Source organism: Flagellimonas algarum (genome assembly GCF_040513375.1).
In the GTDB taxonomy this organism is placed as follows: domain Bacteria; phylum Bacteroidota; class Bacteroidia; order Flavobacteriales; family Flavobacteriaceae; genus Flagellimonas_B; species Flagellimonas_B algarum.
On record NZ_JBEVTG010000002.1, the window covers coordinates 749,770 to 769,027 of the forward strand.

Consider the following 19,258-nt stretch of genomic DNA (forward strand, 5'->3'; position numbering starts at 1 on the left):
ATATTTGGGGGATAGGGGTACTTCTCCCCCGATCAAAAAACGTTAATGTCACAACTGGAAGAACATTATTTCGAAAATGACACCCAATGGCGGAAATGGCTGCACGACAACCATGACCGGTCAGAAGGAATTTACCTGATTTTTTACAAAATCGACCATGCCCAACCCAGTATGCGATGGGAAGAAGCGGTACGGGTAGCGCTATGTTATGGGTGGATCGACAGTACGGTAAAAAGTTTGGGCAACGGTAAGCGGCGGCAGTATTTCTGTCGTCGAAAACCTAAAAGTGTTTGGAGCAAAGTCAACAAGACCCATCTTATCGAACTAGAAAAAGAAGGACTTATCCATAAAAGTGGCTACCATTCAATCGCTGTTGCCAAGGAAAATGGCTCCTGGTCGGATCTTGATGATGTCGAGAACGGACTGATACCTGACGAACTACAGCAAGCATTCGATACCCACCCGAAAGCCTTTGCGAACTTTCAGATGTTTGCCCCAGGGTATCGAAAGAGCTACCTGTATTGGCTGCATCAAGCCAAACGCCCAGAGACCCGTAAAAAACGCATCGAAGAAATCATCGCCCTTTGCGCAGCCAACATCAAATCAAGAACCACCCGCTAATCGACTTCCTATGAAACGCTTACACCGATTGACCGCGATATTGATCAAATTCCAATCCACCAAAAGCGTCAAGGCCAAAGACCTCAGCGCTACGTTCGACGTCAGCGTTCGCACCATTTATCGCGATATCAAAGCCTTGGAAGAGACCGGCGTACCCATCGGCTATGAACCAGGCGAGGCGTATTTCCTCATGGAGGGTTATCAGTTGCCCCCCGTTCATTTCACAACTGAAGAATCACAAGCAATCGTAACGGCGCGTGCCTTGGTCGGGCAAAATAAGGATGCTTCTTTGGTCGGGTATTTCAATAAGGTGGTTGAAAAGGTGACCGCCGTAATGCGCACTACTGAAAAGCGGACGGTGTTCGAACTTCATGACCGAATCGCCCCTAGCCTATCGCCAACGCCAAAAAGCAGTGATTCCCTAATCGATATCCAGCGCTGCATCATTGAGTTCCGATCGATACGCATCCGGTACAAGGCTTCCAACGGTTCGGAAACGGAACGCACCGTAAATCCGCTAGCCTTATATTTCACCCAAGACCATTGGATCATGGTGGCCTTTTGTCAATTGCGGAACGACCAACGTGAATTTCGATTGGATCGCATCGCAAAATTGGATTTCCTTTCCGAATCCTTCCCCCCCAACCAGTTCACCCTAGACCATTATTTCAAAAAATACCGATAAACACGATTAGCGCGACATAGGGTTGTCACCCTGCCTCTTGATCTTTGTTGAAAACAAGACAATGAAACGAATAGTAACCGGGATGATGGCACTGTATAGTCTAGCAGCCACCGCCCAAAAACAAGAACCTATGCGCACTATGAACTGTGTAGAAATGGTCGTTTTCAGACCGAATCAAGGGGTCAGCAACGATTCTTTGCAAAAAGCGATGCAAGCCACCAATGCCATTGTAAAGGAATTCGATGGGTTTCTCTCACGAACGACTTCCATGAACGAAGCTGGTGAATTCTTGGACGTTGTCTATTGGGAATCAAAAGCCAAGGCCCTCGAAGCTGCCGAAAAAGTACAACACATGCCCGAAGTCATGCAGCACTTTTCCTTGATCGACCCGAAAAGCATTTCCATGAAACACTTCGAGGTTTTCGCGATACAAGAATGACCGGTCCTTACAAAGTTGAGTACATTCGAGGATCTGATTGTTTGGACAAGACCGGTGACTAGTTCACGTCCTTCAACAGCTCCTCGATAGAGCGTTCCAGTTGTTCGTCGCGTCCTTGGTCAATAATGCCGGGCATGTTCTTGACCTTGATCATCGGTTCGGTCTGGTTGTTTTCCATCCACTCACCTGCCTTGTTCTTGGCACTGACCGGAACCACACCCCAGACACCGCCATTGGGCAAACGTTCCCAGCCAGCGAAACTACAGGTACCCGGAACCGGCATCCCAACGGTTTTCCCAATTTTAAGATCCGTATAGCCACTGGCAAAACAATGCCCGTCGCTGTACATCGATTCATTGAAAATGGCCAAGGTGGGTTTGGTCCAACGTGAAGTCGGCTCCCCGCCTACCTTACGGGCCTCGGTTTCGTATGAAATAAAGGGTTCACCGGTGAAGAACATGGCCAAATCGGCCACGAGGTCACCGCCGCCGTTGAAGCGGGTATCTACGATTACGGCTTTCTTATCGAAGAATTTTCCGAGCATGCGTTCGTAAATATCGCGATAGGGTCCGTCGCTCATCCCCGGTATATGGACATACCCAAGGGTGCCCCCACTTTTTTCCAAGACTTCCCTTTCGTTCTTCTTGACCCATCGTTTGTAAAGCAACCGCCCTTCATCACGCAACGAGATGGGTTTCACGGTAAGCTGCCGCACCGTATTCGCGTTGGGGTCACGGATTTCGAGTAAAGTGAAATTGCCTGTTTTGCGGTTCAAAAAGCTGGCTACGTCGCGATCGGGCGTAATGGTTTCGCCATCGATCTTTTCGATAATCGCCCCGGCCTTGACATCGAGTGCCGCCTTATCGAGTGGTCCGCCTTTGATGACCTCGGCGATCTTGATGCCGTTGCCTTGATGGGCATAGTCCATAAATATCCCAAGCGAGGCGGTCGCATCGCCGTTGGTAATGTTGTCGTTGAAACGGCCGCCGGCATGCGAAACGTTCAGTTCGCCCAACAATTCGGACACCATTTCGGCGAATTCATAACTATTGCCCAAATGCGGAAGGTATTTTTCATATTCGGAACGCAAGAGATCCCAATCTTGTCCATGGAAGTCGGAATGGTAGAAAATCGCATTGGTACGCAACCAAATGTGGTCGAACATGTGCTTTCGTTCCGCATCGGTATCGAGTGCAAGTTCGGATTTCAACTTGATGGGTTTGGTCGATTTGCCGGATAGATTGACTTTTGAAATACGCCCATTGCTCAATAAATACAAGTTCTCTTGGTCTTTGTCCCATTGGAGACGCCCGAATTGGGAACCAAGCGAAATCAGCATTTGTGTTTTCTTGGTCCGGAGTTCCGTTTCCCAAAGGTTCATGTTCTTTTCAAAACGGGCCAAATAATACAGTTTTTCACCATCCTTCGAAAGCACTGCGTCGCCCAATCGCGATGAATGGATCGTAAAACGTGCTTTTCTACTTTTGAGATCTTCCCAATCGATCTTCAACGGTTTGGTCTTTGGCGCCTCTTTTTTGTCATCCGCCTTCTTTCCTTTCTTTTTGTTTTCAGCGGTTTTGTCATCCTCCTTTTTATTTTCTTCGATCAATTTTTGCAGATCGTATTCATCCTTGGTCAGTTGATATTTGTCCCATCCATCTTTGGTAAAGAACATGCTATATACATCCGATTGGGTGCGGCCACTGGTCGCATAGCTTTTTAGACCGTCGCGGTTGGCGAACCAAATCATCTGTTCGCCCCCGTTGACCCATTTTGGCAAATAGTCGTAATAGCCACTTTCGGTCAAATTCATACGTTGTTTGCCATCGGCCGAAAGCAATAAGATCTCCCCATTGTTCAACGATACCCCCCAGCTGACCAGCAACCACTTGCTATCGGGGCTCCATTTGAAATATTTGTCACCATCGGACATGTGGAACAATTCTTCAGGAGTCAATAAGGTAATCGCTTCTTTGGTGGTCAGATCCATGACCTTTAGGGTGCGGCGGTTTTCGATATAGGCCATCGATTTTCCGTCAGGTGAAAATTCAGGCAGGTAGTTGTCTCCCTCAGAAGTCAATAAGGGCGTTTCCCGGATCAGGGTCGAAGCGAAGAAGTAGGGCTCTTCCTTTCGGGTCTTTTCGGCCTTGAAAATCGACCATTTGCCGTCGCGTTCAGAAGCATAGGCGATGAATTTACCATCGGATGAAAACTTAACGAAGCGCTCTTGTTCAGGGGTGTTGGTAATGCGTTTGGTCAATTCACCATCAACCGAGGTAACGAAAACCTCACCACGGGCGATAAAGGCGATTTCCTTACCGTTGGGTGACACGTCCATTTCGCGGATCCCATTTCGGATCGATACGTATTGATCGGGATTAACTGCGGTTTGTGTACGAAGGGTTATCGGGACTTTTACCGGTTCGGCACCATCTTCAAGTGTATATAGCTCGCCATCATAGCTGAAGGCCATGGTTCCGCTACCATAGCTCAAAAATCGAACCGGGTGTGTATCGAAGCTCGTCAATTGGGTCGCATTGGTCGGGGCCGTCAAGTCGAGGCGGTGCACGTTGAAGGTGCCACTGCGCTCACTGAGAAAATACATCATGTCACCTTGCCCAAAGACGGGATTACGGTCTTCTCCGGCAAATCGCGTGATCATGCGATGCGTGCCTGTTTCAACATCATAGGTCCAAACATCCCGGGTAATGGCCGATACGTGGTGTTTGCGGAACTCATCTTCATACCCCTTCTTATCATGATACGCCATCAGCTTTCCATCCGCACTCAACTGCACGTCCTGGGCGGGTACCGTCAATACTAAGTCGACCCTCCCCCCTTTGACCGGAACACTGTAGAGTTCAGGTTGGGCGGCGGTAGGGTATTGTCGATGTTCAGCGAGATCTTGGCGGACTGCCCCAAAAAGCACCTGGGTATCATCGGCACTGAACGTATAGGGTACTTCATCATTGCTATGGTAGGTCAAACGGGTCGCCGGGCCACCCATGGCATCCATCCTATAGATATCGAAATTGCCATAACGATCCGAGGCAAAGGCAATGTGTTTTCCATCTTTACTCCAAACCGCCTTATAATCGTGTGCGGCATGAAACGTCAACTGTTTGGCCTCCCCGCCACTCGAAGCCACACGATAGATATCCCCTTTGTAGGTGAACACCAAGGATTGGCCATCGGGTGAAATGGCTGGGTATCGTGCCCAACCGGGTTTTACTTGGGCATTCATGGTCAAAGTAGCGATCGATGCGATCAATAAGCTGTAGATGGTCTTCATATGTTTTTTGGTTGATTTCGACGCGGAAGATAACAAAATAGCCAAAGTTGCGCATGCGATTTAACCATAATTTAGATAGGGTTTTCACCCAGTTTCAGGCATCGGAACTACGATGCATCCGAAGATAAAAATAGGTCGCGATCAACCCGATCAGGGAAAAACAAGCAAGCATTAAAAAGACGTATTGAAAACCGATTTCCTGTTTCGGATAGGCATCGAGGAAATACCCATAGGCTGGGCCGGCGAAAATATCGGGGGTATACCCGATCAACGAAATCAAACCGACCGCGGTACCGGTCAACACGAGGGGAATACGGCCTTCTTGCATCACCGCGAAATAAAGGGCCCGGCTTGCGTATACCCCAACTCCGATGATGAATACCGAAATAAAGAACAATACGGTCGTATCGGGGGCGATGACCCCAGAGGCATAGAGCACCCCTCCCACCAAGGTGATGACGAAGCTCCAAAGCAACAATTTGGTGATTCTGAAGCGATCGGCGATCAATCCCAACAAAATACCTGTCGCTGGACGTAAAAACTGCAAAAACGTACCGACCTGAGCTGAGTCCACCTGATTGTACAACATAACCTCTTCGCCATATTGCGAGATGATATCGGTAATCTTATACCCCACATACGCACATAAAATGATGACCATCAACAACCAAACCGCTGGTAATTTCAGGACTTCCTTGATTTGTTCCGGCGAAATGCGTTCCAATTGGATACGCCTTTCGTCGACTCCCGATTTCATAAAGAACCACACCAAAATGCCGATGACGAACACCAAAAACGAGGCGGTATACAACACGAAGGTGAACGCCTGTTTCCGATCTTCAAGACTGGCGATTTCAGCAGGTTCCCATAGGAAGGCCGAAAAAATGATCACTCCCAGCAGCCCGAACAGGGCGCCGGTTAAGCCGCGACCTCCATCCAACAGTCCGAACGCCTTGCCCTGCGACGCATTTCCACCCCAAACCCGGGTCGCCTTGATCATGGGCGCCCAGAAAAGAAAGATGGTGGTAAACCCCCAATAGCCATAGAGCATTTGAAGTGTGGACAAACTAGGGTACTCCACGAAGACCAAGCCTCCTAATGCCGTCATCCAGAGCGCGATCGCCATCAGTTTTCTCGGAGGGTATTTGTCGGCCAAAGGGCCGCCGAAAAGATAGGCAGGCAAAGCCACTAGACCATAGACCGAAAAACAAAGTCCAAAATCGACATTGTTCAATTCAAAAACGTCCAATACGGTCGGTCTGAAAATCCTAGGCAGTACGAATGGCAAGATAAATACCGCTTCCCCCGCTAAAATCAGGAGCAATAAATAGTACCACGGTGCCCTTTGCTGCATATGTCCGAAAGGTAACAAGAAAGTTTGCTATCACAAACTACTATATTTGGCCCTTTGATTCGTATTCGAAACCAATCCTTTAAAACGGTAAACCATGATCATCCACAACAAAGTCCTTTTTCGATTTACCTTTATTTTGAGCTGTCTGCTCATTTTTCCGTTTCCCCTAAACCTATCGTATTATTTCTCTTGGCCACAAGACCAGGTCGATGCGGTATTGCATAAAGTGATTCCATGGTTCGGCAAACACATCCTCCATCTAGAAAAGGATATCACGGAATTCTCCTTGGGAAGTGGCGATACCACCTACGACTACGTCTTGCTTTTGTTCTTCGTGATCATGGCCTTGATCGGAACCGCCATTTGGTCGTTTTTGGAAAAGAAGTCCAAAGAATACGATCAATTCAATTACATCTTCGAAGTCATATTGAGGTATTTCTTGGGCGCGATGATGCTGAGTTATGGGCTGGCGAAGATATTTCCGCCAAGGCAATTTTCAGAGCCTTACTTCTTTCGCCTTTTACAACCCTATGGCGATTCAAGTCCCATGGGGATCCTATGGACCTTTATGGGAGCCTCTCAGGGTTACACGTTTTTCTCCGGTCTTATGGAAACGATCGGCGGCCTTTTGCTGTTCCATCGGAAAACCAAGCTGGTAGGCGCTCTGATCTTGATTCCGGTCTTGGTGAATGTGGTGGCTTTGAATTTTTTCTATGATGTTCCAGTAAAATTATTTTCGACTCAATTGTTGATTTTCGCGATCCTCATCGCCAAACCGGATTTCGGGCGGTTGTACCGCATGCTTATCCAAAATAAGGAAACCCCGCCACAGACCTTTCCCAAGTTTTTCACTTCAGGAAAAGCACGCGAGTGGCGCTTGGTGATACGCGGGTTCCTTTTGTTCAGTATCGTGATCCTTCAAGCACATATTACCTACAAGAAAATGGAGCGTGCAGCGCAGCGTGGTTCCAGTGAAACCCTCCCGATGCATGGGTTATATGAGGTTTCACGATTTGTGATCAATAAAGATACGATACCCGCCACCCATACCGACACCATCGGTTGGCGCTACATCACCTTCGAGTTTCCCGGTTCGGTACAAATGCATCGTAACAACATGCGTCGTATCGGTTTTCGAGCGGAAATCGATACGCTGAAAAAGCAACTTGAATTCAAGAATTTCAGGGATTCGACCGATGTGTATACCTTTACCTATACCCAAAACGATTCCATTTTCCATTTTTCAGGTTTCCATAAGCAAGATACCTTGTCCATTACCGCCGAAAAAAGGACCCGGGAAGACTTTTTATTGGTGAACCGGGGCTTCCATTGGATCAACGAAAGGCCTTACAATAGGTAAGGGGCCATTTTCAGGGGCGTTTGCGACCGATCAATTTCACAACCAATCGCCCCAATTGGAACAGCAACCAGCAAACCAGGGCGAAGATACTTCCAAACCCCATGGGTATGACCGCCCCGAAGGTGAGTGCGGATCCCAAGACCCACCCCAGCAGGAATTCGGAGTAATACAGCGGAAAGAAAAGGCCGAGGCCTAAAATGCCCAATAAAACGGCCATGGGGATTTCGATGCCATTCATAAAACAGATGGCGATAGCAATGGCTACCATAGCTGCTAAGGCAAAACGTTTGAACACCAAGGATAGGGTATCTCGCGATTTGCTGCGGTTGACCCTGAATTTGATTCGAAAAAGCAAAAACCAGGTAAAAAAAGGTAAGCAAATGGCCCCGATCCAATTCGGGATGCCGGGCATGTCCTTATCGTGGAACAAATAGTGTGTCGGGATTCCCTCGTGTAGATGGTCCCAAAGGACATGACCCCAGACCAACACGGCAACGGTCGCCGTAATCGCGATACGGCGTTCTAAAGTAAGTTTCATTTGATTGATGACTTTGGTTGTTCGTTTTGTGCATTGGTCTTGGGTTGCTCCGATTTGTTACATCAACCCGCGACCTAAGCTTTTCGAAACTCCAGAATCTCATCCCCGTTGGCATCGAACTGCCCGGTAGGTCGCCAACCGAGATGCCGGTAAAACCCATACGCCCTAAATATGGGTTCAGCCGCGGTGGCCAACCAAATCGGCTTAGGACCCAAGTCGAAAAGTCGTGTACTGACCTCTTGCAATAGCGCCTTACCGATGCGTTGGCCGTCGTAATCGGCCAAGACGGCCAAAACCAAAATTTCGCGAGTGGTGACATCCGCATAGCAAAACCCCACAACGGCATGGTCATGGGTAACTACCGAACCAAAGATCTGGCCTGAATCCATCATAGCGGCCCAACTTTCCTCTGTTACCCCAATGGAGTTCAAATAGGCAACGGAAATGGCATTGTCTCGCGTCTTTCCGCGAACGATCATACAAGCGGCCAAGTCGTTTTTGGTCGCTTCCCGAAGTGTGGTTTTCAATGATCCCTTATCCATGGTGCCTGTTTGTTTTCCGCGAAGGTACGTTAGTTTTCGCAGGGGGCGTGAATATCCTTCCTTAACACCACTTTAAGAAAACCCATCGGGCGATTCTTTATCTTTAGCCGACTAATTAACTGCCTAAAATGAAAAACGCAATTTTCCTTTTGATGCTCTTGGCATCACCCCTAGTTATCGCCCAAGAATTCAGCATGGACCTCGTCGGCGATATGAAACCGAGAAACATCGGTCCGGCCGGAATGAGTGGCCGGGTCACCGCGATCGACGTGCAATTGTCAAATCCTGATGTCATGTACGTCGGAACGGCATCGGGAGGCCTGTGGAAATCAACTTCAGGAGGCATCAAATGGGAACCGATATTCGATAAGGAGGTCACCGCTTCCATTGGTGCTTTGGCCATCCAGCAATCGAATCCGTCCGTACTTTGGGTCGGTACCGGGGAAGGCAACCCTAGAAACAGCCTGAACGGCGGGTATGGGGTGTACAAATCTTTGGATGGCGGAAAAAACTGGACCGCCATGGGCTTGGAAAAAACGCGACACATCCACCGCATCATCATAGACCCCACCGATCCGAACACCGTCTATGTCGGAGCGATTGGATCCCCTTGGGGCGAACATCCGGAACGCGGGGTATTCAAGACCACCGATGGCGGAAAAACCTGGAACAAGATCCTTTTTATCAATAACAAAACCGGGGTAGCCGATATGGTTATGGACCCCGAGAACCCGAACAAATTACTGGTTGCCCTTTGGGAACACAAAAGGGACCCCTGGTTCTTTAAATCAGGCGGCAAGGGCAGTGGGCTTTATATGACCCATGACGGTGGAGCGAATTGGAAGCAAGTCTCCGAGGAAGACGGTTTCCCCAAAGGGGATCTGGGACGGATCGGAATCGCCATTGCCCGAAACAAGCCCAACGTGGTATACGCCTTGGTGGAGGCCAAAAAGAACGCCTTGTACAAATCGACCGATGGAGGGTTCAAATGGAAGAAAGTGAATGATAAGAACGATATTGGCAACCGCCCGTTCTACTACTCCGAAATCTATGTGGATCCCGAAAACGAGAACCGCATCTTTTCCATCTTTACGTATGTCAACGTATCAGAAGATGGCGGCAAGAACTTTACCCAATTGATGCCGGCCTATGGGGTCAGCAATGGGGTACATCCGGACCACCATGCCTGGTGGATCCATCCTGAAAACGGTCAGTTCATGATCGATGGCAATGATGGGGGAATGAACATCACCAAAGATGGCGGGAAAACGTGGCGCTTTATCGGAAACCTGCCGATCGCCCAATTCTACCATATCAATACCGACAATGAATACCCCTACAATGTATATGGGGGTATGCAAGACAATGGATCCTGGCGAGGCCCTGCCTATGTGTGGCGCGCACAGGGCATCCGCAATAGTTATTGGCAAGAAATTTCATTTGGGGATGGATTCGATGTCATCCCCGATGTCGATGATTCCCGTTTTGGGTATTCGATGAGCCAGCAAGGATTCGTCAGTCGGTATGATTGGAAAACCGGGAACAACTATACGGTACGTCCAACCCCTCCGGACGCCGATACCCAGCTCCGTTTCAATTGGAACGCGGCCATTGGCCAAGACCCTTTTGATAACGCTACGGTCTATTTCGGAAGCCAGTTCGTGCACAAATCGACCAACAAAGGGCAAACCTGGACCGTCATTTCTCCGGATATGACCACCAATGATCCCGAAAAGCAAAAACAAAGTGAGAGCGGGGGCTTGACCATGGATGCCACCGGCGCTGAAAACCATTGTACCATTTTGGTCATCGAACCCTCGCCGGTAGAAAAGGATATGTTGTGGATCGGAACCGATGATGGTCGCGTCCATATCACACAAAATGGCGGCAGCAGCTGGACTGAGGTGACCGCCAACATCAAAGGCTTGCCTAAAGGAAGTTGGATCCCCCAAATCAAGGCTTCCCAAAAAAATAAGGGCGAAGCCTTATTGATCGCCAACGATTACAGGCGCTTCAACTATACGCCCTACGCCTATCGTACCACCGACTATGGCAGGACTTGGAAACGCATCGTTGACGAGAATGATGTACAAAGCTACGCCCTCTCCATCATCGAAGATCCCGAAAACCCGAATTTGGTATTCCTAGGTACGGATGACGGCCTATACCTATCGTTCAATGCGGGTGACACTTGGCAGAAATGGACCGAAGGGTTTCCGACGGTGTCGACCAAAGATTTGGTCATCCACCCTCGTGAACACGATTTGGTCATCGGTACCTTCGGAAGGGCCGCCTGGGTGTTGGATGACATCCGACCGTTACGCGAGCTGGCTTCCAATATGGGCGCTTTAGGTAAGGATGTGGCCTTGTTCGATAGTCCGGACGCTTATTTGGCGGCATACCAGCAAGGATCAGGTAGCCGTTTCGGTGGTGATGCCCTCTATAATGGCGAAAACCGGAAGCGCGGGGCCATGATCACCTATTACCTGAAGGCGGGCAAAAAAGACCTCGCCAAAAAACCCAAAAAGAAATCGGAAGAAAGCAAAGCTGATACGAAAGACAAGAAAACCTTGACGGGGGTGCAAAAGAAAGATTCCCTTCAGTTCGATATTTTTGAGGGCAGCCGTTTGATCCGTACCCTAAAAATCAAAACCCCAGAGAAGAAAGGTTTCCATCGCTTGTATTGGGGCTTGAACGAAAAAGGACCGGACCGGCCGGCAAGAAAAATTAGGAAAAGTACCTCGGAACGCGGTGGGGTTACCGTGAAACCCGGTACTTACACGGTTAAGGTCTCGTTCGGTGATACCAGTGATTCTACGCAGGTTACGGTAAAAACCGATCCTCGATTGAATCCCTCGATTTCTGGCATCAACGAAGTGTACACCTTGCGGAAGGAAGTGGAAGGGCATATCCAAACCGCGGCCGAAGCGGTGAAGCAGCTGGTACAAAGTAAAGACCTCGCCAATAAAATGGCCAAGGAATTAAAGGCATTGGACAAAGACAAATTCGAAGCCGAAATCAAAGCATCCAAAGAAATCACCAAGGCCATCGACTCGGTGGTGGCCCTTTATATCGGAAAGGAAGACAAACGACAGGGCATCACCCGTAATCCTGAAGTAACGGTCATGCAACGCTTGAATACGGCGAATTTCTATATCGCGACCCGAAAACAAGGGGTTACGGCCACCGAAAGGCGTATGCTCGGTTTCGCAGAAGCGGAACTTCGTGCCGCTTTGGAAAAGACCAATGGATTCTTCGACACGAAATGGAAACCGTATCGCGCTTCGATCGAAGCCTTAGACCTATCCCCGTTCAAGGAAACCGAAACTTTTAGCCTCGATTAATGAAAAGACTGCTTATTTGGGGCATTGCGCTCCTATCTATCGGCCTTACCGCCCAACAGCCCGGTGAAGATGATATGGGCATTTGGTATATGTACTTTGGAACGAATCGTGTTTCGGAGCGGTTCAGTGTGCATACGGAAGCCCAGTTCCGGTACTATGAAACCAGTGATAATTTCAACCAATTGTTGCTACGCACCGGGTTGAACTACCATATCGACCCCAATGCCATTGCCACTTTTGGATACGGGTACATTGAGACCGACGGCACTTTTTTGGAAAGTCCGAGCGCGGCCAATTCCGTTGAACATCGGATTTTTGAACAGTTCATATTGAAGAATAAGGTATGGGAGTTGCTTTTCGAACACCGTTACCGGCTCGAACAGCGTTTCATCAATGCGACCGATATCACCAGTGACCCCCAAGAAGACCTATCGCGAACCGAACATCGGGCGCGGTATCGCATTCAAATGACCGTTCCGTTGACGAACACCTTTTTCTTGAACTTTTACGATGAACTATTCATCAATCTTCAAGATGAGCTCTTCGGTCAGAACCGGCTGTATGGAGCTGTCGGGGCACATATCACCTCGAACAGCAGTGTACAACTAGGCTATTTGCGCAACCAGTTCGTCAATGCCGTTTTTGACCGTTGGCAGATAGGTTTCTTTTACAATCCCGACTTAAGGGGTATCTTTAAAAAAGGGAAGTAAGGAAGCGCGAAAAGCCGTTTGTATTCGACTTTGCTCGTGCTCGTTGGCCCTAAACCACAAGACCGATGAACACGACAAAGATTGAATTTGAAAACCGCCAAGGCCAAAAGTTGGTCGGACGACTGGAACTTCCCGTTGACCGACATCCCCATAATTTTGCCTTATTCGCCCATTGCTTTACCTGTACCAAGAACCTTTCTGCGGTTCGCAACATCAGCAAATCACTGACAGCCAATGGATTTGGGGTACTGCGTTTCGATTTTACCGGTTTGGGGGAAAGTGAAGGCGATTTTGCCGACACGAATTTCTCCGGCAACGTCGAGGACCTGGTAGCGGCCGCGGCCTATTTAGAAACGAACTACCAAGCCCCTAGCTTGCTGATCGGGCACTCCTTAGGTGGGGCGGCCGTACTTTTCGCGGCCGGGCAGATCGATGCCGTCAAGGCAGTTGCGACGATTGGGGCACCGTCGAATCCGGTGCATGTAAAACAGTTGTTGCGAAGCGGTATCGAGGAAATCAAGACGACGGGACAGGCCGTTGTGAACCTGAGTGGACGTGATTTCACCATCAAAAAACAGTTTCTCGATGATTTGGAGGCCAATTCCCTTCCGGAAACGGTCAAAAAACTCCGCAAACCCCTGTTGATCCTCCACTCACCCCAAGATGATACCGTAGGTATTGCGAATGCCGAAGCGATCTATGTGGCCGCCCATCACCCAAAGAGCTTTGTCTCGCTCGACGGCGCCGATCACCTCTTGTTCAACAAAGCGGATTCACTTTATGTAGGCGAAGTGATTTCCGGATGGGCCAAACGTTATTTGAAGGTCGATGGTAAGGTCGATGAAAAATTAAAATCGAATCACCAAGTGGTCGCTTCCCTAGCTTCAGAAGATGGGTTCACTACCCAAATGAAGGTCGGTAACCATTACCAATTGGCCGACGAACCCCTGAGTTTCGGTGGCAATGATTTTGGGCCATCACCCTATGAGTTGGTCTCTGCCGGTCTATCGGCCTGTACGGTCATGACCCTGCAGCTATATGCCAAGCGCAAAGGATGGCCGTTAGAACGGGCCGAAGTACATACGTCCTATAGCAAGACCCATGCCCAAGATTGCGAGGATTGTGAAAATAACAACGCCAAAATCGACACCTTTCACAGGGAATTGAGATTGGTTGGGGAACTGGATGAAAAACAACGGAAAAGACTGGTCGAAATCGCTGACAAATGTCCGGTACACAAAACACTGCATAGTGAAACACAGGTCTTAACCGAATTGTTGCCCTAAAGCTTAATACCTCATGTGGAGGATATCGAAATATTGGAGTTCCAATTCGATGGCGGCTTGTTGGATCTTTCGCAGCTGGCTGAAGTAATCTTCCACATGCAATTCCCCTTCGAACAAGCGGCGTTTGGCGTCGGTGTATGCCTTACTGAACGATTTCCTTTTGTTGCAGTATGCAATGAAATCGATATATTTTGCCGGATGGTGCAACGTCATTGATGGTCCTTTTTCTGGCAATTGGGGGAATATGCCATTTCGTAACTTTAAACGGAAAAACCTTATTTTTAGTATTTCATCGATGATTTTTTACACTTTATCGATGATTTATTCAATTCATGGGGTAGGATACGGATGTTCTTTTCCTTAAATACCCTTGAAACGAAAAGAACCTTTTATGGAACAAAGTCCTGTTTTTGAAGTCGTTGTCAGCGGAACGCATAGCCTTGCCATTCCGGAAGCTATTGCCCGCCCCTTTTATGAAAAAGGGATGAAACGGGTATTGGTCGAGGCACGATATGGAGAACGTAGCCTGCGGATCCATGCCGCCTTGAACCGGTGGAAGAACGGTACCTATTCCATCATGTTCAGTAAAAACAACCAAAAAAAGCTGGGCATCTTTCCGAACGACTACTTTCAAATGCAGTTCTTTGAAGACACCTCAAAATATGGGGTCGAACTGCCTGAAGAATTCGAAGCGGTCCTTTTCGGCGATCCCGAAGCACATCGAATTTTCGAGGGTTTCACCCCGGGCAAAAAACGGGGCATTATCTACATGATCGCGAAATTCAAAGCCTCACAAAAACGGATCGATAAGACCTTGCTCCTTTGCGAAAACCTAAAACGTGGGCTACGTGACAACAAAGAGCTATTGCGTCCGCTCTAGCTTGCCAACGCCCTAAGAAAGCTGTACCTTAGGTGCAAACCTTTAAACCCTTACGATGAAAAAATACACGACCTTGGTCTTGGGATTGTCGGTACTTCTTTTTGGCGCCTGTAAAATGGGCACCAAGGAAAGTGATGCGAAAAATGCGGAAGCAGCGACCCCGGAAACGGAGGCTGCGACAGGCCTGACCTTATCAAAGTTAGCGAACTCACCGGCCTATGCCGATGCGGCCTTAGTGTTGAACGCCCCGGCCGATGCGGCCCTACCCAGTGGAGGCGAAGTCAACTTCGATTTTTCGGTCACCAATTATGAGTTAGGTGCACAGACCGATAGCCCAAACGCAAGCGACCTTGCCAATTCGGGTAAAGGACAACACATCCACTTTATTTTGAACAACCAACCGTATTCGGCCCATTACGAAGCGTCTTTTACCAAAGAAGTGCCCGATGGGGTACACCATTTGGTGGCGTTTTTGAGTCGGTCTTACCACGAATCGGTCAAGAACGACAATTCGGTGGTCGTTACGAAACTCGAAGTCGGGGCGAATGCCCAAGATTCCATTGGATTGGATATGGAAGCGCCTACCCTGATTTACAGCCGGCCAAAAGGTACGTATGCTGGAAAAGATACCGAGAATTTGTTATTGGACTTTTTCGTGCTGAACACCACCTTGTCCGAAAACGGCAACAAGGTACGGGCGACCATCAATGGAGAGGAATTCATCATCGCTGAATGGGCACCCCATGTCATCAATGGCTTGCCAAAGGGCGAAGTGACGGTTAAACTCGAATTGATCGATGGGGATGGGAACCTGATTCCAGGTCCTTTTAACCAGGTGGAACGCGCGGTAACCTTAACGGAATAGTTAGGCACGATCTTAGATTGAACATATAGTGAAAAGCCACCCTACGGGTGGCTTTTTTTATTGTGCTTCCTTGCGGAGAACCTCCAAGGGCGTACTTCGAAGGACCGTCCCGCTATTCAGCAACCCAATGCCCAAAACCATGATCATGATGCCCGGTAGCACCACCCCAAAGGGAATCCACGACGGTACGAACTCACTTTCAAAAACGAATCGGGCCAACAAGAAACTCCCTAAGAGTGATAAGGTGATGCCGATACCCGCACCCAAAAAGCCGAGGTAGAGGTATTCCAAAGCGGTAATGCGCAAAATCTGCTTTGATTTCGCCCCTAGGGTTCGTAGCAACACGCTTTCTTTGATCCGTTGGTATTTGCTATTGCGCACCGATCCTATCAGTACGATGATACCGGTGAGGATACTGAAAAAGGCCATGAAATTGATGACCCAGGCAATTTTATTGAGAATGTCTTCGATAACGGTCAATACCTGACGCAAATCGATAATGGAAACCGTAGGAAACCGACGCACCAAATTCCGCTGTAATCGGGCCGAACTTGCAACGTCATCGACCTTGGTCGTCAACACATGGAATTGTGGGGCGTCTTCCAAGATGTCTTTGGGGAATACGATCGAAAAATTGATCTGCATCCTGGCCCAGTCCACTGATCTAATATGGGCCACCACCGTTTCCATCAATACCCCCTGCACATTGAAAATTATACGATCGCCGAGGCCGACCTCGGCATCCCTGGCCACATTATCGGCCAAAGAGATAGGAATCGGTGCCCCTACCTTGCTTTTTTCGGGCCAATTGCCTTCCAAGGTCGTTTCCGAAACCACCATGGAGTCGCGATAGGTAACACGGAATTCGTGATGTAAGATCCAGTTGTTCACTGTGGCGGTACTGTCCAAAATCAACTCCCGAACAGGCCGGTCTTTGATTTGTTGCATCCGCATGGTTACGATCGGGATGTTGCTTAGTACGGGCAAGCCTGCATCACTGATACTAGCGGCCGCGGCTTCCCGTTCTTCGGTCTGCACATCCATCAATACCAAATTCGGGGCATCATCGGTACTGCCCAAGGAAGTTCTGGCCAGCAACACATCACGGGTAAAATACAGCGTACTGATGAGGAAGGCCCCGACCCCGATAGCTAAAATAAGGACGGTGGTCTGATTGTTGGGTCGAAATAGATTCAATAGACTCTGCCGGGCGGTGAATCCCCATGAAGACGGAAAAAAACGTTTTACCATTCGCATGAACCCTATGGCCATAGCTCCTAAAATCGCAAAGACCACTAAAATGGCCAGTACGAAAAAGAAGGCATTTCGGGCGTTGCCCAACAACCAATACGAAAACGCGAACACAAAAGCGACAATACCTAAAAATACCAAGATCCTGGCCTTGCGTGACTTGACCATGCGCCCCTCGTCGAGACGTAATACCTGTAAGGGTGAAACATACCAGGTACCCAAAAGTGGGGTCAAGGCGAAAAGAATTGACATGACGATTCCCAAGACCAAACCGATCAGAATGGCGTTCGGAGCCAACGTAATGACGACTTCAAAGGGCAAAAAGTTCTGCAACAAATATGGAAAGGACTGCTGTAATAGCAATCCCGCCAAAACCCCTAATACGCCGCCGATCAGTCCCATTCCTGCAATTTGGATCAGATAGATCAAAAAGGTTTGACGGCGGGTGGCACCAATACACTTCAAAACGGCCACCGAACGAAGTTTCTCACGGATATAGATATGAACCGAACTGGCAATACCCACACATCCCAGCAACAATGCGATAAACGCGACCAGGTTGAGGAATTTCCCGAAATTATCATAGCTTCTACCGAGACGCTGACCGGTCGATAAATGCGTGTCGAGGTCGGCATTTTCCACATCGAGCAGGGGATCGACAACGGCATCCAGTTCTTCCAGGTCTTGCCCGGGTTCGGCAACGAAGTAAAAATCATAGCCCACCCGACTTCCGGTTTGGATCAATCCAGTAGCCGCAACGGAAGCATAAGGTATGAACACCGGTGGGGCGATCGAAGCGCCGACACCTCCGGTATCCGGTGCCGATAGCAATTTACCCACAATGGGGAACATCTTGTTTCCGATTTTGATCGAATCGCCTAGTGTTACCTCGAATTGCAACATCAACGTGGCATCGACCAAGGCCCCGCCTTCTTGTTGATATACTTCAGCGGCGGTTTTGGGTTCCGTCTCCAATTCGCCATAAAATGGAAAGCCCCCTTCGATACCTTTGACCCCGATCAATCGGGCATCCCCGGTCTTGGGGAAGAGTCCCATCGAAGGAAAACCAACTGCCTTGGCATCGGCCCCACCTAAGGAGTCGATGATGGCCAATACTTTTTCGTTGGGTGGCTGATTACTATCGATCAGATAATCGGCCCCCATCAAGGCTTTCGACTGTAAGGCGATATTTTCTTTAAGATTGGTGCTAAAGGATTGGATACTGACCACGGCGGCAATCCCTAGAATGATCGATGCCATGAACAGCAGCAACCGCTTGAGGCTTGCCCTACCGTCACGCCACGCCATTTGAAACAGCCATTTCATACCGGCTTTTTGCATAGGTTCCATGGGGTATTATCGAGTTATCGCTTCCGGGGTCAGCACACGACCACCTTTGAGTCGCAAGATGCGTTGTGTCTTACTGGCCAATTCAAGGTCATGGGTCACGATGACCAAAGTGGTGCCGGCTTCCTGATTCAAATCAAACAGCAACTGAACCACTTTCTCGCCGGTTTCCTCGTCTAAATTACCGGTAGGTTCATCGGCAAAAAGAATCGATGGGCGGTTTGAAAATGCCCGTGCCAATGCCACTCGTTGTTGCTCACCCCCCGACAATTGTGAAGGGTAATGTTGCATACGGTCACCAAGGCCCACCTTACCCAATAATTCCCTTGCGGTTTTGGCTGGATCGGCCTTCCCTTGCAATTCCAAAGGCACTGAAACGTTTTCAAGAGCCGTTAAGGTCGGCAGCAATTGAAAATTTTGAAAAATAAAGCCGACATGCTGGTTGCGTAGAATCGCCCGGCCATCTTCATTCAATGAAGCCAAATCGACACCGCACAATTCGACCGTACCACTATCGGCACGATCCAAACCGGCACACAGACCCAATAGGGTGGTCTTCCCACTTCCTGAAGGGCCTACGATCGAAAAAGTCTCCCCGGCCGAAATGGTGAAAGAAACGTCATCGAGCACGGTCAAGCGCCGTGACCCACTGGTGTAGGTCTTTCCAAGATGGCTGACATTTAATATCTTTGACATAGTCTGTTGTTCCTAAATTCGAAAGCTGGAAAAATAGGCAAATGATTT

Annotated in this window: 16 protein-coding genes; 9 read left to right on the forward strand and 7 right to left on the reverse strand. The window is 48.9% G+C overall.

What is annotated here, in order from left to right; translation table 11 throughout:
* The first annotated feature begins 45 nt into the window (after positions 1 to 45).
* From ABV409_RS10665 to ABV409_RS10675, 3 genes are all read left to right on the forward strand, one after another.
* Entirely contained in the window at positions 46 to 621 is a 576-nt protein-coding gene (locus tag ABV409_RS10665; RefSeq protein WP_353877573.1) for a YdeI/OmpD-associated family protein, read from the forward strand.
* Between the two features lie 10 nt (positions 622 to 631).
* Positions 632 to 1,306 carry a helix-turn-helix transcriptional regulator gene (locus tag ABV409_RS10670; RefSeq protein WP_353877574.1) on the forward strand — a complete coding sequence of 225 codons (675 nt, stop codon included), beginning with the start codon at positions 632 to 634 and terminating at the stop codon, positions 1,304 to 1,306.
* Positions 1,307 to 1,367: 61 nt separating this feature from the next.
* On the forward strand, positions 1,368 to 1,745 hold the full coding sequence (locus ABV409_RS10675; protein ID WP_353877575.1) for a hypothetical protein: 378 nt from the start codon (positions 1,368 to 1,370) through the stop codon (positions 1,743 to 1,745).
* A 58-nt stretch (positions 1,746 to 1,803) separates the two neighbouring features.
* On the opposite strand, the gene ABV409_RS10680 is transcribed toward ABV409_RS10675, so the two are convergent.
* Complete coding sequence (locus ABV409_RS10680) at positions 1,804 to 5,037, reverse strand: S41 family peptidase (protein WP_353877576.1); 3,234 nt, start codon at positions 5,035 to 5,037, stop codon at positions 1,804 to 1,806.
* A gap of 94 nt (positions 5,038 to 5,131) precedes the next feature.
* Complete coding sequence (locus ABV409_RS10685) at positions 5,132 to 6,391, reverse strand: MFS transporter (protein ID WP_353877577.1); 1,260 nt, start codon at positions 6,389 to 6,391, stop codon at positions 5,132 to 5,134.
* 94 nt (positions 6,392 to 6,485) lie between these two features.
* On the opposite strand from ABV409_RS10685, the gene ABV409_RS10690 reads away from it, so the two are divergent.
* Positions 6,486 to 7,751, forward strand: a complete 1,266-nt coding sequence (locus ABV409_RS10690; RefSeq protein WP_353877578.1) for a hypothetical protein — start codon at positions 6,486 to 6,488, stop codon at positions 7,749 to 7,751.
* Positions 7,752 to 7,761: 10 nt separating this feature from the next.
* On the opposite strand, the gene ABV409_RS10695 is transcribed toward ABV409_RS10690, so the two are convergent.
* Both ABV409_RS10695 and ABV409_RS10700 read right to left on the reverse strand, forming a co-directional pair.
* On the reverse strand, positions 7,762 to 8,289 hold the full coding sequence (locus ABV409_RS10695) for a hypothetical protein (RefSeq protein WP_353877579.1): 528 nt from the start codon (positions 8,287 to 8,289) through the stop codon (positions 7,762 to 7,764).
* A gap of 74 nt (positions 8,290 to 8,363) precedes the next feature.
* Positions 8,364 to 8,831 (reverse strand): GNAT family N-acetyltransferase, encoded by a 468-nt coding sequence (locus ABV409_RS10700; RefSeq protein ID WP_353877580.1) that lies wholly within the window; start codon positions 8,829 to 8,831, stop codon positions 8,364 to 8,366.
* A 128-nt stretch (positions 8,832 to 8,959) separates the two neighbouring features.
* On the opposite strand from ABV409_RS10700, the gene ABV409_RS10705 reads away from it, so the two are divergent.
* The 3 genes from ABV409_RS10705 (at position 8,960) to ABV409_RS10715 (ending at position 14,171) form a co-directional block, all read left to right on the forward strand.
* On the forward strand, positions 8,960 to 12,175 hold the full coding sequence (locus tag ABV409_RS10705) for a WD40/YVTN/BNR-like repeat-containing protein (protein ID WP_353877581.1): 3,216 nt from the start codon (positions 8,960 to 8,962) through the stop codon (positions 12,173 to 12,175).
* Positions 12,175 to 12,885 (forward strand): DUF2490 domain-containing protein, encoded by a 711-nt coding sequence (locus tag ABV409_RS10710; RefSeq protein WP_353877582.1) that lies wholly within the window; start codon positions 12,175 to 12,177, stop codon positions 12,883 to 12,885. The genes ABV409_RS10705 and ABV409_RS10710 overlap by 1 nt, the downstream gene beginning before the upstream one ends.
* A 65-nt stretch (positions 12,886 to 12,950) precedes the next feature.
* On the forward strand, positions 12,951 to 14,171 hold the full coding sequence (locus ABV409_RS10715; protein ID WP_353877583.1) for a bifunctional alpha/beta hydrolase/OsmC family protein: 1,221 nt from the start codon (positions 12,951 to 12,953) through the stop codon (positions 14,169 to 14,171).
* 3 nt (positions 14,172 to 14,174) lie between these two features.
* Here ABV409_RS10715 and ABV409_RS10720 read toward each other — a convergent pair whose 3' ends face one another.
* Positions 14,175 to 14,384, reverse strand: a complete 210-nt coding sequence (locus tag ABV409_RS10720; protein ID WP_353877584.1) for a hypothetical protein — start codon at positions 14,382 to 14,384, stop codon at positions 14,175 to 14,177.
* Between the two features lie 178 nt (positions 14,385 to 14,562).
* On the opposite strand from ABV409_RS10720, the gene ABV409_RS10725 reads away from it, so the two are divergent.
* Positions 14,563 to 15,051: a YdeI/OmpD-associated family protein gene (locus ABV409_RS10725; RefSeq protein WP_353877585.1), complete on the forward strand. Its 489-nt coding sequence runs from the start codon at positions 14,563 to 14,565 to the stop codon at positions 15,049 to 15,051.
* A 55-nt stretch (positions 15,052 to 15,106) separates the two neighbouring features.
* Positions 15,107 to 15,916 carry a hypothetical protein gene (locus ABV409_RS10730; RefSeq protein WP_353877586.1) on the forward strand — a complete coding sequence of 270 codons (810 nt, stop codon included), beginning with the start codon at positions 15,107 to 15,109 and terminating at the stop codon, positions 15,914 to 15,916.
* Between the two features lie 57 nt (positions 15,917 to 15,973).
* Here the strand turns inward: ABV409_RS10730 and ABV409_RS10735 are convergent, their stop codons facing one another.
* Positions 15,974 to 18,493 (reverse strand): ABC transporter permease, encoded by a 2,520-nt coding sequence (locus tag ABV409_RS10735; RefSeq protein WP_353877587.1) that lies wholly within the window; start codon positions 18,491 to 18,493, stop codon positions 15,974 to 15,976.
* Positions 18,494 to 18,523: 30 nt separating this feature from the next.
* Positions 18,524 to 19,210, reverse strand: a complete 687-nt coding sequence (locus ABV409_RS10740) for an ABC transporter ATP-binding protein (RefSeq protein WP_353877588.1) — start codon at positions 19,208 to 19,210, stop codon at positions 18,524 to 18,526.
* Positions 19,211 to 19,258: the final 48 nt, after the last annotated feature.

Coding starts and splice junctions, on each gene's coding strand:
- ABV409_RS10710 (WP_353877582.1), top strand. CDS start 12,175: ATGAAAAGACTGCTTATTTGGGGCATTGCGCTCCTATCTATCGGCCTT.
- ABV409_RS10740 (WP_353877588.1), bottom strand. CDS start 19,210: ATGTCAAAGATATTAAATGTCAGCCATCTTGGAAAGACCTACACCAGT.
- ABV409_RS10735 (WP_353877587.1), bottom strand. CDS start 18,493: ATGAAATGGCTGTTTCAAATGGCGTGGCGTGACGGTAGGGCAAGCCTC.
- ABV409_RS10695 (WP_353877579.1), bottom strand. CDS start 8,289: ATGAAACTTACTTTAGAACGCCGTATCGCGATTACGGCGACCGTTGCC.
- ABV409_RS10730 (WP_353877586.1), top strand. CDS start 15,107: ATGAAAAAATACACGACCTTGGTCTTGGGATTGTCGGTACTTCTTTTT.
- ABV409_RS10725 (WP_353877585.1), top strand. CDS start 14,563: ATGGAACAAAGTCCTGTTTTTGAAGTCGTTGTCAGCGGAACGCATAGC.
- ABV409_RS10665 (WP_353877573.1), top strand. CDS start 46: ATGTCACAACTGGAAGAACATTATTTCGAAAATGACACCCAATGGCGG.
- ABV409_RS10705 (WP_353877581.1), top strand. CDS start 8,960: ATGAAAAACGCAATTTTCCTTTTGATGCTCTTGGCATCACCCCTAGTT.
- ABV409_RS10675 (WP_353877575.1), top strand. CDS start 1,368: ATGAAACGAATAGTAACCGGGATGATGGCACTGTATAGTCTAGCAGCC.
- ABV409_RS10685 (WP_353877577.1), bottom strand. CDS start 6,391: ATGCAGCAAAGGGCACCGTGGTACTATTTATTGCTCCTGATTTTAGCG.
- ABV409_RS10680 (WP_353877576.1), bottom strand. CDS start 5,037: ATGAAGACCATCTACAGCTTATTGATCGCATCGATCGCTACTTTGACC.
- ABV409_RS10690 (WP_353877578.1), top strand. CDS start 6,486: ATGATCATCCACAACAAAGTCCTTTTTCGATTTACCTTTATTTTGAGC.
- ABV409_RS10715 (WP_353877583.1), top strand. CDS start 12,951: ATGAACACGACAAAGATTGAATTTGAAAACCGCCAAGGCCAAAAGTTG.
- ABV409_RS10700 (WP_353877580.1), bottom strand. CDS start 8,831: ATGGATAAGGGATCATTGAAAACCACACTTCGGGAAGCGACCAAAAAC.
- ABV409_RS10720 (WP_353877584.1), bottom strand. CDS start 14,384: ATGACGTTGCACCATCCGGCAAAATATATCGATTTCATTGCATACTGC.
- ABV409_RS10670 (WP_353877574.1), top strand. CDS start 632: ATGAAACGCTTACACCGATTGACCGCGATATTGATCAAATTCCAATCC.